Raw genomic sequence first — 15337 nt, 5'->3', positions numbered from 1 at the left:
AGTCGAGGTCCGTGGTCGTCACGTCCGCGTGGCGGCAACACGGTCGGCTCGCGGAAAGACTCGGCTCCTCCGCTCCGGTCGCTCGTTCCTCGCTCCCTGCGCTCCGTCGCCATCGCTTCCCGCGATGACCGACGACGTGGGTTGACGCGGATCGGGTCACGCCGGCGCGGCCTGTCGCATGACCACCACGTCTCCGTGGGTGCCGTAGCCGGCGAGCCGGCCACCTGAGCGGCGCCCGTCGAACGTCACCAGCCGCCACTCGTCGCCCGGCACGTCCGGGTCGGGCGGCAGGACGCTCGGCCACGGGATGTTGGTGGGGTACGGCGCGCTCAGGGCGCCGATCTCGGTCATCGTCGTGTCGAAGACCGGGTAGCGGCCACGGACCGCCCGGCGGTTGTCCCTTCCGTCGCTGGCCAGGACCCTCCAGTCCTCGCCGACGCGGAGCAGGGTAGTGCCCTCGGTCGCCCGGCGGTCGGTCGCCGCGCCCCGCAGGGCGAGGTGGTCGAGCGACGGGCCGGCGGCGAGCAGCGGGTGGAAGTCGAAGAACCTGCGCGCGCTGACGAAGCCGACCAGCCACCCGCCGTCCGGGGTCCGCGCCAGGTGCGGGTCCCAGGTCCCGACCGTGGGGCCGTCGGTGGGCAGGTCCAGGCGCCGGGTGGGCAGCACGTGCTGCCCGCGGGTGAGGTCCTCGGCCGACTCGGCCAGGGTGACACCGAGCGCGCCCGGGACCCGGTCCGCCTTGCGCGCCGGGAAGTCCGACCAGGTGCTGGTGGCGACCAGCCAGCGATCGCCGTCGCGGACCAGGTGGGTGGCGTGGTCGCCGTACACCCCCGGTCGGTCGGGACGCTCGAAGAACAGGTCGCTGCGCCAGCTGATCCCACCGGACCGGGACAGCGACCAGACCGAGGTGTGCGCGGTGTCGAAGAATCCCGGCCCGGCGCTGGTGGCGGTCAGCAGCACCTCCGAGCCGATCCGGTACGGCGACCCGTCGGCGTGCGACACCACCCGGATGTCGCGCAGCCCGAGCTGCCCGAAGCTCCCGGCGCGCACCTCGCCCGCCCCCGTGGCGTCGTGGGTGAGCCCGGCCAGCCAGTCCGGGTCGCGGGTGTCGGGGCCGCCGATCTCGCGCAGGTCGATGCGCCCACGCGCGACCCAGGCGCCGTCCTCGTGGGTCAGCACCGCGAGGTGGCTGCCGGTCAGGGTCAGGCCCAGCCGGGTGGGGGGTGAGGAGACGCGACCGAACCGCCGGCTGCGCAGCGCGTGCTCGGCGCCGCCGATCCGGACCAGCAGCGAGGCCCGGCCGTCCTCAAGGCGCACCGCCAGCCGCGTCCCGTCGGCCCCCTCCAGCGCCAGCCCGGCCGCGCCGTCCCCGGACACCGCCGCCTCGACTGCGCCGAAGGGGGCGCGGAGGGGGAGGCCCTCGGCCGCCACCAGGGTGATCGGGCGGTGGCGGGCGGCGATCTCGAAGGACAGCAGCACGGGCGCACCCTACGCGGCATGATGCGTCCGTGCCCGCCCCCACCCTGACCCCGTTGACCGGCGGCAACGGCATCGCGCTGAGCGCCGCCCGCCCCGGCCCCGACCTCGCTGCCCTGGGCTGGTCCGAGGAGGAGTACGCCGCCAGCGGCACCGCCCGGGCGGTCGACGCCGCACACGGAGAGGCGCCGTACACGACCCGGGTCGTCGTACGGCGTCCGGTGACGGCGCCGGCCAGCGGGACCCTCGTCGTCGAGTGGCTCAACGTGAGCAGCGGCGCCGACGCCGCCCCCGACTGGACCTACCTCGCCGAGGAGCTGGTCCGTCAGGGTCATGCCTGGGCCGGCGTCTCCGCCCAGCGCAACGGCGTCGAGAACGGCGCCGCGACCGTCACGGTCGAGGGCGCGGCACTGCAGGGTCTCAAGGCCGTCGACCCGGTCCGGTACGGCGACCTGCACCACCCCGGGGACGCCTACGCCTACGGCATCTTCACCGACGTCGCCCGGGCCGCGGCCGAGCTGACCGGGGCGGAGCGGGTTCTCGCGATCGGTCAGTCGCAGTCGGCGTACGCGCTGACGACCTATCTCAACCACGTCCACCCGACCGAGCGCTTCTTCGACGGCTTCCTGGTCCACAGCCGCGGCGACGTCGCCGCCCCGCTCGGCGAGCCCGGCCGCGGCATCGACCTCCTCGCCGCGCGTGCCGCCGGCGAGCCGACGCCGGTCCGCGACGACCTCGACGTACCGGTCCTCGTGCTCGAGGCCGAGGGCGACCTGCTCGGCCGGATCAACTACCTGCCGGCCCGCCAGCCCGACGGGCCCCTGCTGCGCGTGTGGGAGGTCGCCGGCGCCGCCCACGCCGACCTGTTCCAGATCGGCGAGTTCGAGGCCTTCCTCGGCCGCCCCGACCCGGTCAACCGCGGCCAGCACGCGTACGTCGCCCGCGCCGCGCTCCGCCACCTCGAGGCCTGGGCTCGCGGCGGCCCTGCCGCCCCCTCCGCGCCGCCGCTGGAGATCGTCGGCGGCGCCTTCGTCCGCGACGACCTCGGCATCGTCCGCGGCGGCATCCGCACGCCCGTCGTCGACGCACCCGCCGATGTCGTCTCCGGCGACGCCGGTCCCGATGCGTCGGTCATCTGTGGCCTGTTCGGCCGCACCCTCCCGCTGCCCGCGGGAGCCGGCGCGCGGCTGTGGGCGACACACGAGGCGTACCTGTCGGCGTACGAGAGCGCGACGGAGGCTGCCATCGCCGCCGGATTCGTGCTCCGGGAGGACCGGGACGCGGTGCTGGCAGAGGCGCGTCAGGCCTGAGGCTGCCCGGCCTGCACGGGAGCCCGGCTGAGCCAGTCCATGAGGACCGTGTCGCGATCGCCTCCCAGGGCCGGGCTGGTACGGGCTCCGGGAACCCGCGGGACGGAGCCGGGGAAGCGCAGTGGCTGGGTCAGGAACGGAGTGCGTCCGAGGATCGGGTGGTCGAAATGCTCCACCAGGCCACGATGGGTGGCCTGCTCGCTGGCGAGGGCCTGGGCCAGGTCCCAGATCGGCGCTGCCGGCACACCGACCTCCTCGGCGGCCGCTACCGCCTCGGCCGTCGTACGTGCTGTCGACCAGCACGTCGCGAGGGCCTCGATGTCGACGCGGTGCGCGGTACGTGAGGAGTCGTCCCCGAAGCGGGGGTCGTTCGCGGCCTCGGGATGTCCGACGAGCGCACAGAACCGAGCGAACACGCTGTCGTTGGCCACCGCGATCGCGACGAGCCCGTCGTTGGTCGGGTAGGTGTCGAAGGGCGCGGAGACCGGGTGCCGGTTGCCCACCCGCCCCGGCAGCGCCCCGGTCGCCGTCAAGATGCTCATCGCGGTGACCTGGAGGGAGACCAGAGAGTCGAACATCGCGATGTCGACGTGGCGGCCGATGCCGGTCCGCTCTCGCTCGAAGAGCGCGGCGGTGACGCCCCAGGCGGCGTACAGGCCGGCGATGACGTCGCCGACGGACTCGCCCACCCGCGTCGGCCCGCCCTCGACCGTTCCGGTGCCTGCCATCAGGCCCGACATGGCCTGGACCACCAGGTCGTACGCCGGGGCATGGGCGAGCGGGCCATCCTGCCCGAACCCGGAGATGCTGGCGTAGACGAGCCGTGGGTTGATCGCGTTCAAGCTGGCGTGGTCGATGCCGAGGCGGGCGGTCACGCCCGGCCGGAAGTTCTCGACCAGGACGTCGGCGGCACGAACCAGGTCCAGCAGGGTGGCATGGTCGTCGGGGTCCTTGAGGTCCAGCGCGATGCTGCGCTTTCCGTGGTTGAGCTGGGCGAAGTAGACGCTCTCGCCGTCGCGGAACGGGCCGAGGTGGCGGGCGTCGTCGCCCTGATGCGCCTCGACCTTGACGATGTCGGCACCCAGATCTCCCAACATCGCGGTGCAGTAGGGGCCGGCCAGCACCCGGCTCAGGTCGAGCACCTTCACGTCGGTCAGCAGCGGCATCGTCGTCCTCCTCGGTCGATCAGGGGCTTCGGGCCGATCCCTGCGACCGTCCCGAGCGCGGCAACCGTAGGGACGCCGTGTCTCGGAGGACCACGTGCAAGTGCCTAATCATCGTCGCCGCCATAGGGCGTTTGCACATTGCGTGAGCCGGGTCACCTCGGCCTGAATAGTGCCGCAACGATCCCCGTCGAAAGCGAACCCATGTACCTCCTCGATGACGTCCACCACGAGCTCCGCGCCGCCGCCCGCCGCGTCAGCACCGAGAAGCTGGCCCCCCGCGCCGCCGCGGTCGACGAGGAAGCGGTCTTCCCCAAGGAGAGCTACGACGTCCTGGTCGCGGCCGGTCTGCATGCCCCCGGGATCCCCGAGCAGTACGGAGGAGACGGTGTCGACGCGATCGCGTCGGCCATCACGGTCGAGGAGGTCGCCCGGGCCTGCGCCTCCAGTTGCGCGATCATCACCTCCAACAAGCTGGGGGTGGTCCCGCTGCTGAAGTACGGCAGTGAGGAGCAGCGCCGGCGCTACCTGCCCGAGGTCGCCTCGGGCGAGGCACTGATGGCCTACGCGATCAGCGAGCGCGAGGCGGGCAGCGATGTCGCCGCGATGCGGACATCGGCCCGGCTGGAGGGTGACTCCTGGGTGCTCAACGGCGTCAAGACCTGGATCACGTCGGCCGGGATCGCCCGCTACATCGTGGTCTTCGCGGTCACCGATCCGGGGCATGCATCGCGGTCGCTGTCCGCCTTCCTGGTGCATGCCGACGACGGCGGCATCTCCTACGGCGAACCCGAGCGGAAGATGGGCCTCAAGGGATCGGTGACGCGGGAGGTCTATTTCGAGGACTGCCGGATCCCGCTGGACCGGCTGATCGGCGAGCGTGGCCGCGGGATGCGGGTGGCGCTCGGGACCCTCGACCACACCCGGGTCTCGATCGGTGCCGAGGCGGTGGGCATCGCCCAGGGGGCGTTGGATGCTGCTGTCACCTACGTGAAGGAGCGTCGGCAGTTCGGGCAGGCCATCGCCGAATTCCAGGGGATCCAGTTCATGGTCGCCGACATGGGGATGCGCGTGGAGGCGGCACGCCAGATGGTGTACGCCGCCGCGGCCCGCAGCGAGGCGGGAAGTGACGACCTCACCTTCTTCGGCGCGGCGGCCAAGTGCCTCGCGTCGGACACCGCCATGGCCGTGACCACGGACGCCGTCCAGCTGCTCGGTGGCTACGGGTACACCCGCGACTTCCCGGTGGAGCGGATGATGCGCGACGCCAAGATCACCCAGATCTACGAGGGCACCAACCAGATCCAGCGGGTGGTCATGGCCCGCCACCTCCTCGCATGATCACCCACTCAGGCCGGCGGACCCTCGGTCCTGCCGCGGTCCCCGGCGGCGTCGAGGGCGGCGAGTGCGAGGGCGAGCTCCATGCGATCGGTCAGCCGGTCGAGATCGCGGCCGAGGAGTTGCTCGATCTGCTCCAGCCGGTAGCGCAGCGTGTTGCGGTGGATGACCATCGCCGCGGCGGTCGCGCTGGGCACGCAGTCGTGGTCGAGGAAGCTGCGCAGCGTGAGGAGCAGGTGGTTGTCGCCCGGGTCCTCGCGCTCGAGGAGCGGTCCGAGGACCTCGTGGCCGAGCTCGGCGAGCGGCAGGTCGAGGTTTCCGAGGAGCAGGCCGGTGAGCGACAGCGGAGCGGACCTGCCGACGCCGTCGGGCACAGCGGCTTGGCGGGCCTCGTAGTAGCCGAGGCGCAGACCGGCCACTCCACGGCGGGCCGATCCCAGGCCCACCGCCGGACGGTGTCGTGCCTCGCGCAGCTGGGCATGCAGTCCCTCGGCGACCTGACCGGCGTCGACCCCCTCGGGCACGACGACCGCGACCGCATCATCCAGCAGGGCCGTGGGGAGGGGATCGCCCTCGCGGGCGAGGACCGACCTCAGCTCCCACGGCACCCGACGCAGACGTTCGGGAGTCTCGTCCAGCACCGCCACGACCATCGTCTGGAGAGCGTCCGCCTGGACGTTCAGCCGGCGCAGCCGGTTGCGGGCGGCGTGGTCGGAGACCAGGCCGTGCAGGACGTCCTCGAGGACCTGGCCGAGCAGCTCGCGACGACCCGTGAGAAAGGCCTGCTCCCTGGCGAGCTCGAGGCCCAGCACGGTGGCCGCGAAGGGCAGCACGCCCTCGTAGGCCGGAGTCGGCTCCGTGTGCAGCACCGCGACGGGGATGTCGTCGACGACCACTTCGGCGGATGCGGATCCCCGCGTCCCGGCGGCGGCCGAGGAGGAGGGCTTCCAGCGCGAGTTGCGGGGCGAGCGGTGGAGGACGTGACCGCCGGGCTCGGCCAGCACGACGGCGTCCAGGCCGAGCTGTCGACGCAGCTCGCTCAGCATGCCATCGACGCCTCGACGCGAGAGCAGCTCCCGCACCAGGCGGTCCTGCACCTGGAGGTTGGTCTGCACGGCGGCGTAGGTCTCCGCGTAGATCTGGTCGGCGAGCCAGTGGCTGATCGCGATGAACGGCACCTCCACGGGCGAGACCAGCAGGGTCAGCCCGGCGTCTCGCGCCGCTGTGAGCAGCTCAGCAGGCGGCTGATCGTGGACCAACCCGATCCCCAGGCAGACGGCGGCGACCGGTACTGCCGCCAGGCGGGTGGCCAGGTCACGCCACTCGTCCATGGTGCGGTCGAGCAGCGCCGTGGTCATCACCAGCTCCTGGCCGCGCAGGAAGGGCACTGGGTCAGGGAGCTCCGTGGTCGAGCCCCAGCTGATCGGCTGCTCGGCGGCGCCCTCGGGCAGCACCACCGCCCTGACCTTGAGGCTCGGCTCGTCGAGCAGGTCGCGCAGCACCACGGGCATGGCCGCATTGTGCCGGACGGTCCGCCAGGCAGTTGCGCTGCGTGGGGTCGCCCCAGGTGATCCCCACTGAATGAGAACGGCGGTCGCGGCGGTGAGCCTCGATCGTCCGGGGCGTCGCCCGAGACGCCCCTCCACCCCTGGTCGTCAGCGACCTCGAACAACAAGGAGTACGCATGCGAATCCGCTCTCTGATGGCCGGCACGCTCGTCGGCCTGCTGGCCGCGACGACCGCCTGCTCAGGAGGTGAGTCCAGCAGCGACACCCTCAAGATCGGCTTCTTCGCCCCCGAGTCCGGGTTCGGGTCGGCGGACGGACGCAGCGCCCTGGCGGGTGCGAGGCTGGCTGTCGCCCAGGCGAACGCGGACGGTGGCGTCGATGGCAAGAAGGTCGAGCTGGTCACCTACGACGACGCGAGCGATCCCAAGCAGGGCGCCGTGATCGCGACCAAGCTCGTTTCCCAGGACCGGGTCGTCGCGGCCGTCAGCGGCTCGTACAGTCCCCAGACCCTCGCCGGAGCGACCATCTTCCAGCGCAACAGGATTCCCCTCGTCTCCGCGTACGCCGTGAACCCGGGCATCCCGGAGACCGGTGACTTCATCTTCCAGCAGGACTACGACGGCGAGGTCCAGGGCCGCGCTGGAGCCGTCCAGTTCGCCGAGGACGGAGTGAGGAAGCCCGCGATCATCGCGATCGACAACGACTTCGGCAACGCGCTCGTCGACGGCTTCAGCGACCAGGCGAAGGAGAGCGGGGTGGACGTCGTCTCCGTGGACAAGAACGAGTTCGGCGAGAAGGACTTCGACACGATCATCCGTCGCGCCGTCGGCGCGGGCGCGGACGGCATCTACCTCGTCCAGTACGTCGCCGAGGGCACCCAGTTCTTCCGCGCCCTGCGGAAGTCAGGCGTGGGTCTCCCTGTGCTGAGCACCGAGGGCATCGACTCGGCGGGCTTCCTCGAGTCGATCGGTGACCTCGCGGACGGCGCCAAGATCACCACGAACCTCAACCGCGACGCCGAGGCTCCCGCGACCAGGTCCTTCCTGGAGGACTTCGCGAAGGAGAACGACTTCCCGGCGGACATGGTGGCCGCCTCGTCGTACGACGCCGTGAAGTTGATCCTCGACGCCGCCGACGCGACGGGGACCAGTGCGGGCGACATCCAGAAGGGCCTGCTCGGCACGTCTGACCACCAGGGAGCGACCGGAACGCTGGCGAAGTTCACCGACGGACGCCAGGTGGTCAAGCCCGTCCAGATCCTTCAGTTCGACGGCGCCACGCTGGTCTCGGTCGGCGAGGTCACCGACACGGCCGTCATCACTCCGTGAGCTGCTGATGGAAACCACAGTCGACGGACTCGTCATCGGGTCCCTGTACGCCCTGGTCGCGCTGGGGCCGTGCCTGGTCTACGGGTTGCTGCGCGTGCTCGACATCGCGAACGCCGCGTCCCTCACTCTCGGCGGCTACCTCGTCCTCGTCCTCGCCGAGCGCGCCGGCAGCCCGCTCCTGGGCGTCCTTGCCGGGCTCGCCGCCGGCGCCGCGCTCGGATGGGTGATCCAACGCTGGATCTACCTGCCGATCCTGGATCGCGGACCGATCGTCACCCTCGTGACGGGCATCGGTCTCTACATCGTGGCGACCGAGCTGTTCCGCCTCGTGTTCGGGCCGTCCCAGCGCAGCGCCCACGTCGACCTCCCTCTGCCCGACGCCGAGCTCGGCGGCGTGCGCCTCGAGGGCATCGACCTCCTGGTCCTCGCAGTGACGTTCGGAGTCATCGGCGCGACGTGGTACGTGCTGACCCGGACGCGCAGCGGCGTGCTGTGGCAGGCCGTCGCGCAGGACAGGAAGGTGGCCGGGGCGGTCGGCGTCAACAGCCCGCGGGTGATCGCTGCCGTCTTCGCGATCGGCTATCTCCTGTCGGCCCTCGCGGGTGCCCTGCTCTCGGTGAAGTACGACGCGGTGTACCCCACGCTGGGTGACATCCCTGCCTACAAGATGCTGGCGATCATCATCCTCGGCGGTCTCGGCAGCCCGCTCGGCACGATCGTCGCCGCACTCCTGATCGGCCTGGTCGAGTCCTGGGTAGTCGCGTCGTTCGGCTTCGCGCTCCCGCGCGACGCCATCGCGTTCGTCGCCCTCATCGCGATGCTCCTGATCCGGCCGCAGGGCCTGATCCCCTCCCGGGTGGTGAAGGCATGACCTACGCGATCGTCGTGGCCGTGACCGCGATCTTGATGGCGAGCGTGGTGGTGAGCCTCAACCTGACCGCCGGGTACGCCGGCCAGCCGAACCTCGCACAGAGCGCGTTCTTCGGGCTGGGCGCGTACTTCGCCGCCGTCCTCTCCGTCGAGCACGGCATGTCCTTCTGGTCGGTGTTGCCCGTGGCCGCGTTGGTCTCGGGTCTGGCCGGCGCCGTCCTGGGGGCGATCAGCCTGCGGTTGCGCGAGGACTTCTTCGCGATCACGACCGTCGGCTTGAACTTCGTGGTCGTCGCGCTGTTTAAGAGCGTCGACTTCTTCGGTGGTGCGACCGGCATCTACGGCCTGCCGCTGCCCATGATCGGCGGCACCGCGTTCACCAACGACCACTTCCTGGTGCTCTCACTGGCCCTGCTCGGCCTGGTCGTGGTCGTCGCGAAGGTGGTGCGTGACAGCTGGTACGGCGGGATGTTGATGGCGATCCGCGAGGACGAGCTCGTGGCGGCCTCGCTCGGGGCACCGGTCGCCCTGTTCAAGGCGTCCGCCTTTGCTCTCAGCTCACTGCTGGCGGGGGTGGTGGGTGCCGTGTACGCATTCTTCATCAGCAGCATCACTCCCGAGACGTTCGGCTTCAGCCAGTCGGTGCTGCTGCTGTCCATGCTCATCATCGGCGGCATGGGCACGATCCGAGGAGCCATCGTCGGCGCGGTGCTCCTCACGCTGATCCCTGAGCTCTTCAGGTTCGCGTCGGACTACCGCAACCTCATCTACGGCGTCTTCCTCGTCCTGGTCCTGCGGTTCCAGCCGCAGGGACTCGTCGGAGACGCCAGCTGGCTGGCCAGGGCTGCGGCTCGGGTCCTCGGTCGTGCCCGTCCTGCGTTGTCGACCACGAAGGAGGTGGCCCGATGACTGCGGGCAGCCAAGCCGTACCGCTGGCCGAGGTCCGGGGGATCGGCGTTCGCTTCGGCGGGCTCCAGGCGCTGGACGACGTGTCCTTCTCGGTCCGGCCGGGGGAGTTCGTCTCGGTGATCGGTCCCAACGGTGCCGGGAAGTCGACTCTCTTCAACGTGATCTCCGGGGTGCAGAAGCCGACGTCGGGGGACGTGCTCTTCGACGGGGAGCCGGTGCGCCGCTTCCGCCCGGACCTGGTCCACGCCCGTGGGGTGGGTCGCAGCTTCCAGGTCGCGCGGCCGGTCGGCTCGCTGACAGTGCGGGACAATGTGCTGCTCGGTGCTGGCGGTCACCGGCTGCGCGGCGTGCTGAGCAGCCTGCGGCCGCGGGGCCGGGACCGGGCGCTGCAGGACCGGGTCGACGAGCTCCTCGAGCTCGCCGGTCTCACGACGGTCGCACACCGCCAGGCGGGGGAGATCAGCCCCGGCGACCTGCGCCGGATGGAGATCGCCCGGGCGCTGGGTGACGATCCTCGGCTGGTGCTCCTCGACGAGCCGGCCGCCGGAGTCGGCTCGGACGGGCTCACTCCGCTGGCCGAGCTTCTCGGGAAGATCCGAGACAGGGGGGTGGCCGTGCTCCTGGTCGAGCACTACGTCGGGCTCGCCCTGTCGCTCTCGGACCGGGCCGTCGTTCTCAACCGCGGCCGGTTGCTGGCAGTGGGCGACCCGGATGCGATCCGGCGGAATCAGGCCGTCATCGACGCCTACCTCGGAACCAAGCGTTCCCGGGCCGGGGGCGTCACCAAGCATTCGACAGGAACCGAGGGCGAACGATGAGCCTGCTGACCATCGAGGACGTGAGTGCCGGATATGGGCGGAGCACCGTCCTGCACGGCGTCAGTCTCGGAGTGGAGACGGGGGAGTTCGTGGTCGTGCTCGGCTCCAACGGAGCCGGGAAGTCGACGTTGATGCAGGCGGTGATGGGGTTGCTGCCGCTCACCGGCGGCAGTCTGCGGCTGCGCGACGTCGACCTCGGCGCCCTGCCGGTGCACGCGCGGGTCCGGCACCGGGTGGCCTACGTGCCGGAGGGGCGCCGGGTGTTCCCGGCGCTCACCGTCGAGGAGAACCTGGTGACTGCCTGGCGCCCCTCGGGGCGTGCGCAGGCCGACTCGCTGGACCTCCAGTACGCCACGTTCGAGCGGCTCCGTGAACGTCGAAACCAGCTCGCCGGCACGCTCTCCGGGGGAGAGCAGCAGATGCTCGCACTGGCTCGGGCGCTGATCAGCGAGCCCGAGCTGCTCGTCGCCGACGAGATCTCCCTCGGTCTCGCTCCGATGGTCGTGGAGGAGCTCTTCGAGGTGTTCGCCCAGCTCAACCGGGCCGGCACGGCGATCCTGTTGGCGGAGCAGAGCGCCCTTCTGGCCTTGGAGTACGCCACCACGGCGTACGTCATGGAGACCGGCCGGATCACCCTCTCGGGTGCGGCCGCCGACCTCGCAGACGACCCACGGGTCGCCGACGCCTACCTGCGGATGAGCTGATCCGCAGCCGAGCTGCCGCCGGCACGGGTCGAGTCGTGGTCGGCCCGTGCTGGCGGTATGGCCCCAACCTCCCCGACCCTAGGGCGTCGCGATCCCCGTCGACCCGGTCAGGTCTTTACCAAGAGCCGGCCGCCCGTAGGGCAACTCTCGCCGGTGCTGTCCCTTACCACCCGCCACCAAGATCTCCCGAAAGTGGCGCCCGACACATCCGCCTCGGGGCGGGCCCCAGGACGGTCGGGCACCGGGACTCTGAAGAGGTGGCACCATGCGCGGACTCATTCGACTTCTGGCGGCCCTGACGGCCGTCCTGCTGGTCGCGGCCGGCTGTGGAGGCGGCGACGGCGGCGGCTCCGGCGACGGAAAGGTGAGGATCGCCGCGATCTTCTCCGGCCCGACCACGGACGCCGACTACAACGCCCTCGGCCTCGAGGCGCTCAAGGCGGCCGAGAAGGACGGCGCCGAGGTGTCGTACTCCGAGAGCGTCGCGGTGCCCGACATCGAGCGCGTCCTGCAGGAGTACGTCGCCGACGGCTTCAACGTGATCTGGACGCACGGCTCGCAGTTCTACGAGGCCACCTCGAAGATCGCGAAGCAGAACCCGGACGTCCGCTTCATCGGCGAGTTCGACGGTGAGCCCGAGGGCCAGCCGGAGAACGTCTGGGTCATCGACCGCAACTTCCACACCGTCTTCTACCCGCTCGGCGTGCTCGCGACGAACCTCACCAAGTCCGGCAAGGTCGGCTACCTCGGCGGTCTCAGCCTGCCGTTCTCCTACTCCGAGGTCCACGCCGTCGAGCAGGCGATCGGCGACAGCGGCAAGGACGTGGAGCTGACCCCCGTGTGGAGCGGCGACTTCAACGACACGGTCAAGGCGCAGCAGCTCACCAGCCAGCTCATCTCCGGCGGCGCGGACGTCGTCGTCACCTCGCTCAACCTCGGTGTGGTCGGGGCGTTCAAGGCCGTCAACGACACCGACCCCGGCTCGGCCTGGGTGACCGTCAAGTACACCGACAAGTCGCAGAACGGTCCCGAGCACTACGCCGCCACCGTCCTCTACGACTTCGTGCACCCGTTGACCGAGATCCTCGCCGACATCGACAAGGGCACCACCAAGGGCCACTACGTCATCGGGTTCGGCCAGGGCGCCAGCGTCGACGTGGGCGACAACGTGCCCGCCGAGGTGAAGGCCGAGGTCGAGAAGGCCGTCGCCGGCATCTCCGACGGCTCGATCGAGGTCGCGCTCGACCAGTCCGAGGTGAAGTGACCATGGAGGACCCGCGTCTGGAGATGCGGGGGATCGTCAAGACCTTCGGCCCGGTGACGGCGCTCGACGCCGTCGACCTGGTGGTCGGGCGCAACGAGGTCCACGGCCTGCTCGGCGGCAACGGCGCCGGCAAGACCACTCTGATGAACGTCCTCTACGGGCTCTACCGGCCCAACGCCGGCGAGGTGCTCCTCGACGGCCGGCCGGTCAGCATCGGCTCGCCGAAGGACGCCATCGCCGCCGGGGTCGGCATGGTCCACCAGACGTTCCTCCAGGTCGACAACTACACCGTCACCGAGAACATCGTGCTCGGCACCGACGTCCCCGGCCCGTTGCGGCTCGACCTGTCCGACGCGAAGGCGCGGATCCGCGAGCTCAGCGACCGGTTCGGGCTCACCGTCGACCCCGATGCCGTCGTCGAGGACCTGCCGGTCGGCGTACGCCAGCGGGTGGAGATCCTCAAGGCGCTCTACCGCGGGGCGAAGCTGCTCATCCTCGACGAGCCGACGACCAACCTCACCCCGCAGGAGGTCGACGACCTGTTCGGCTCGATGCGGGCGATGGTCGACGACGGCATGAGCGTCGTGCTCATCACCCACAAGATCCGCGAGACGCTCAGCGTCTGCGACCGGATGACGGTGATGCGTGACGGCCGCCGGGTCGAGACGATCGAGCGCGCGGACACCGACGCCGAGCACCTTGCCGAGAAGATGGTCGGCAGCACGACCGACTCCGGCGCCGCGGTCGACGCGGCGCTCGGGGCGGTCGATGCGACCCAGGTCGAGGTGGACCTGTCCGCCGTCGGTACGACGACCGCGGTCGCCGTCCGCGACCTTGTCGTCGCCAACGACCAGGGCCACGAGCTGGTCCGCGGCTTCGAGCTGGAGCTGCGTGAGGGCGAGATCGTCGGCATCGCCGGTGTCGCCGGGAACGGCCAGGTCGAGCTCGCCGAGGCGTTGGCCGGCGTACGCCCGGTGCGCTCGGGCAGCGTCGAGGTCACCGGCCGCGCCATGGTCGGGCTGCCGACCGCGGCATGGCTGGGCCACGGCGTCGCCTACGTGCCGGAGGACCGGCACCGCGACGGCATCCTGCCGACCGCGAGCATCACGGAGAACCTGGTGCTCGGCTCGCAGCGCAGCGCCCAGGTCCGCAAGCGCGGGCTGATCGACTGGGGTGCCGCGAAGCAGCGGGCCGTGGATGCCATCGCCGAGTTCTCGGTGCGCGCCAACGGCCCGGGCACGCTGGTCGGCGACCTGTCCGGCGGCAACATCCAGCGGGTCATCCTGGCCCGGGCCTTCGCCCGGCAGCCTCGGATGCTGATCCTGCACAACCCGACCCGCGGCCTCGACATCGGCTCGACGCGATTCGTGTACCAGCAGGTGCGGAAGGCCACCGCGGCCGGCTGCGCCGTCCTCCTCTTCTCGGAGGACCTCGACGAGGTGATCGCCCTGTCCGACCGGGTGATCGCGCTCTACCAGGGGTCGCGCGCGGGGGAGTGGCAGCACGGGTCGGTCGACGCCTACGAGGTCGGCCGCAGCATGACTGGACTGGGAGAAGCCCGTGTCTGACACCCTCACCGCCCCACCGTCCGCCCCGCCGGACGGCGCCTCGAGGCGGCCGTCCCGGCTCGCCGAGGCGCTCTGGCTGGTGGTGCCGTACGTCGTCTCCGTGGTCCTCGCCTTCGTCGTCGGCGGCCTGGTCATCGCCGCCATCGGCCGAGACCCGTTCGCCGCGTTCGAGTCGGTGCTCACCACCAGCTTCAACACGCGGTTCGGCACCATCGAGACCCTGCACAAGTGGGTGCCGGTCCTGCTGTGCGCCTACGCCTTCGCGATCCCGCTGGCCACCGGCAAGTTCAACATCGGTGCCGAGGGCCAGCTCCTGGTCGGCGCGACCGGCGGCGTGGCCCTCGGCATCCTGTGGTCCGACCTCCCGATGGTCGTGCTGCTGCCGTGCGTCCTGGTCGCGGGTGCGCTCTCCGGCGCGGTCTGGGCCGGGATCGCCGCCTTCTTGATGACGAAGTTCCAGGTCAACGAGATCCTCAGCACCGTCGTGCTGAACTTCATCTCGTTCCAGCTGATCGACTACGTCGCCAGCCATGTCTGGCCCGACCGCGGTGCCGGGCACCCGGCCACCACCCCGGTAGGTGACGGCGCCCTGCTGCCCGGCATCGGCCAGGCGCCGCCCATGCACGCGGGTGTCCTGCTGACCGTGGTCCTCGTCGTCGTGATCGCCGTGTTCATGCGGCGTACGTCGACCGGCTTCGAGATGCGCGCGGTCGGCGCCAACCTGCGGGCCGCCCAGGTGCACGGCATCCGGACCTCGCGGCTCGCGGGTGCGGGCCTCGTGGTCGGTGGCGCCGTCGCCGGCCTGGCCGGCGCGATCGAGGTGGCCGGCGTGCACGGCAAGATGCTGGAGGGGATGCAGTCGAACTTCCTGATCCTCGGCATCATCGTCGGCCTGATGGCGCGCGGCAGCATGCTCGCGCTGCCGTTCATCGCCTTCGGCATCGCGGTGCTCGAGGTCGGCGCGGGCTCGATGCAGCGCACCGCGCAGGTGCCCGTCGAGATGGTGCTCATCATCGAGGCGCTGATCCTGCTCTTCCTGCTCCTGTCCGACATCGCCCGCGCGAAGCTCAGGAGGCACTGA

At 71.1% G+C, this 15337-nt stretch carries 13 protein-coding genes; 10 read left to right on the top strand and 3 right to left on the bottom strand.

Annotated elements, in window-relative coordinates; all coding sequences use genetic code 11:
• Nucleotides 1–156: 156 nt before the first annotated feature.
• A complete protein-coding gene (locus tag QI633_RS22810) occupies nt 157–1479 on the bottom strand; it encodes a hypothetical protein (RefSeq protein ID WP_282427161.1) in 1323 nt (440 codons plus the stop codon).
• 29 nt (nt 1480–1508) lie between these two features.
• Between QI633_RS22810 and QI633_RS22805 the strand changes: the two genes are divergently transcribed.
• Nucleotides 1509–2786, top strand: a complete 1278-nt coding sequence (locus tag QI633_RS22805; RefSeq protein WP_282427160.1) for an alpha/beta hydrolase domain-containing protein — start codon at nt 1509–1511, stop codon at nt 2784–2786.
• On the opposite strand, the gene QI633_RS22800 is transcribed toward QI633_RS22805, so the two are convergent.
• Nucleotides 2777–3952, bottom strand: coding sequence for a CoA transferase (locus QI633_RS22800; RefSeq protein ID WP_282427159.1), 1176 nt, complete (start codon nt 3950–3952; stop codon nt 2777–2779). The two genes, QI633_RS22805 and QI633_RS22800, sit on opposite strands and share 10 nt — an antisense overlap.
• A gap of 201 nt (nt 3953–4153) precedes the next feature.
• On the opposite strand from QI633_RS22800, the gene QI633_RS22795 reads away from it, so the two are divergent.
• The gene (locus QI633_RS22795; RefSeq protein WP_141797233.1) at nt 4154–5290 is read left to right on the top strand and encodes an acyl-CoA dehydrogenase family protein; all 1137 of its coding nucleotides are present in this window, start codon (nt 4154–4156) and stop codon (nt 5288–5290) included.
• An 8-nt stretch (nt 5291–5298) separates the two neighbouring features.
• Here QI633_RS22795 and QI633_RS22790 read toward each other — a convergent pair whose 3' ends face one another.
• Nucleotides 5299–6798, bottom strand: a complete 1500-nt coding sequence (locus QI633_RS22790) for a PucR family transcriptional regulator (RefSeq protein ID WP_141797234.1) — start codon at nt 6796–6798, stop codon at nt 5299–5301.
• A gap of 173 nt (nt 6799–6971) precedes the next feature.
• On the opposite strand from QI633_RS22790, the gene QI633_RS22785 reads away from it, so the two are divergent.
• The 8 genes from QI633_RS22785 (at nt 6972) to QI633_RS22750 (ending at nt 15337) form a co-directional block, all read left to right on the top strand.
• Entirely contained in the window at nt 6972–8123 is a 1152-nt protein-coding gene (locus QI633_RS22785) for an ABC transporter substrate-binding protein (RefSeq protein WP_282427158.1), read from the top strand.
• 7 nt (nt 8124–8130) lie between these two features.
• Nucleotides 8131–8994, top strand: a complete 864-nt coding sequence (locus tag QI633_RS22780) for a branched-chain amino acid ABC transporter permease (RefSeq protein ID WP_141797236.1) — start codon at nt 8131–8133, stop codon at nt 8992–8994.
• On the top strand, nt 8991–9902 hold the full coding sequence (locus QI633_RS22775) for a branched-chain amino acid ABC transporter permease (protein WP_141797237.1): 912 nt from the start codon (nt 8991–8993) through the stop codon (nt 9900–9902). Before QI633_RS22780 ends, QI633_RS22775 begins: the two co-directional genes overlap by 4 nt.
• Nucleotides 9899–10720: an ABC transporter ATP-binding protein gene (locus QI633_RS22770; RefSeq protein WP_141797238.1), complete on the top strand. Its 822-nt coding sequence runs from the start codon at nt 9899–9901 to the stop codon at nt 10718–10720. The genes QI633_RS22775 and QI633_RS22770 overlap by 4 nt, the downstream gene beginning before the upstream one ends.
• A complete protein-coding gene (locus tag QI633_RS22765; RefSeq protein ID WP_282427157.1) occupies nt 10717–11424 on the top strand; it encodes an ABC transporter ATP-binding protein in 708 nt (235 codons plus the stop codon). The genes QI633_RS22770 and QI633_RS22765 overlap by 4 nt, the downstream gene beginning before the upstream one ends.
• 265 nt (nt 11425–11689) lie before the next feature.
• A complete protein-coding gene (locus tag QI633_RS22760; protein WP_141797240.1) occupies nt 11690–12688 on the top strand; it encodes a BMP family protein in 999 nt (332 codons plus the stop codon).
• A gap of 2 nt (nt 12689–12690) precedes the next feature.
• The gene (locus QI633_RS22755) at nt 12691–14256 is read left to right on the top strand and encodes an ABC transporter ATP-binding protein (RefSeq protein WP_282427156.1); all 1566 of its coding nucleotides are present in this window, start codon (nt 12691–12693) and stop codon (nt 14254–14256) included.
• Nucleotides 14249–15337 carry an ABC transporter permease gene (locus QI633_RS22750; RefSeq protein ID WP_282427155.1) on the top strand — a complete coding sequence of 363 codons (1089 nt, stop codon included), beginning with the start codon at nt 14249–14251 and terminating at the stop codon, nt 15335–15337. Before QI633_RS22755 ends, QI633_RS22750 begins: the two co-directional genes overlap by 8 nt.

This window comes from Nocardioides sp. QY071, assembly GCF_029961765.1.
In the GTDB taxonomy this organism is placed as follows: domain Bacteria; phylum Actinomycetota; class Actinomycetes; order Propionibacteriales; family Nocardioidaceae; genus Nocardioides.
Note: the sequence above shows the minus strand (reverse complement) of the source record. Positions and strands in the feature narration are given on the sequence as shown.

Excerpts from the sequence above, each read along its gene's own strand:
- QI633_RS22800 (WP_282427159.1), bottom strand. The coding sequence starts at position 3,952 with ATGCCGCTGCTGACCGACGTGAAGGTGCTCGACCTGAGCCGGGTGCTG.
- QI633_RS22795 (WP_141797233.1), top strand. The coding sequence starts at position 4,154 with ATGTACCTCCTCGATGACGTCCACCACGAGCTCCGCGCCGCCGCCCGC.
- QI633_RS22790 (WP_141797234.1), bottom strand. The coding sequence starts at position 6,798 with ATGCCCGTGGTGCTGCGCGACCTGCTCGACGAGCCGAGCCTCAAGGTC.
- QI633_RS22785 (WP_282427158.1), top strand. The coding sequence starts at position 6,972 with ATGCGAATCCGCTCTCTGATGGCCGGCACGCTCGTCGGCCTGCTGGCC.
- QI633_RS22780 (WP_141797236.1), top strand. The coding sequence starts at position 8,131 with ATGGAAACCACAGTCGACGGACTCGTCATCGGGTCCCTGTACGCCCTG.
- QI633_RS22775 (WP_141797237.1), top strand. The coding sequence starts at position 8,991 with ATGACCTACGCGATCGTCGTGGCCGTGACCGCGATCTTGATGGCGAGC.
- QI633_RS22770 (WP_141797238.1), top strand. The coding sequence starts at position 9,899 with ATGACTGCGGGCAGCCAAGCCGTACCGCTGGCCGAGGTCCGGGGGATC.
- QI633_RS22765 (WP_282427157.1), top strand. The coding sequence starts at position 10,717 with ATGAGCCTGCTGACCATCGAGGACGTGAGTGCCGGATATGGGCGGAGC.
- QI633_RS22760 (WP_141797240.1), top strand. The coding sequence starts at position 11,690 with ATGCGCGGACTCATTCGACTTCTGGCGGCCCTGACGGCCGTCCTGCTG.
- QI633_RS22755 (WP_282427156.1), top strand. The coding sequence starts at position 12,691 with ATGGAGGACCCGCGTCTGGAGATGCGGGGGATCGTCAAGACCTTCGGC.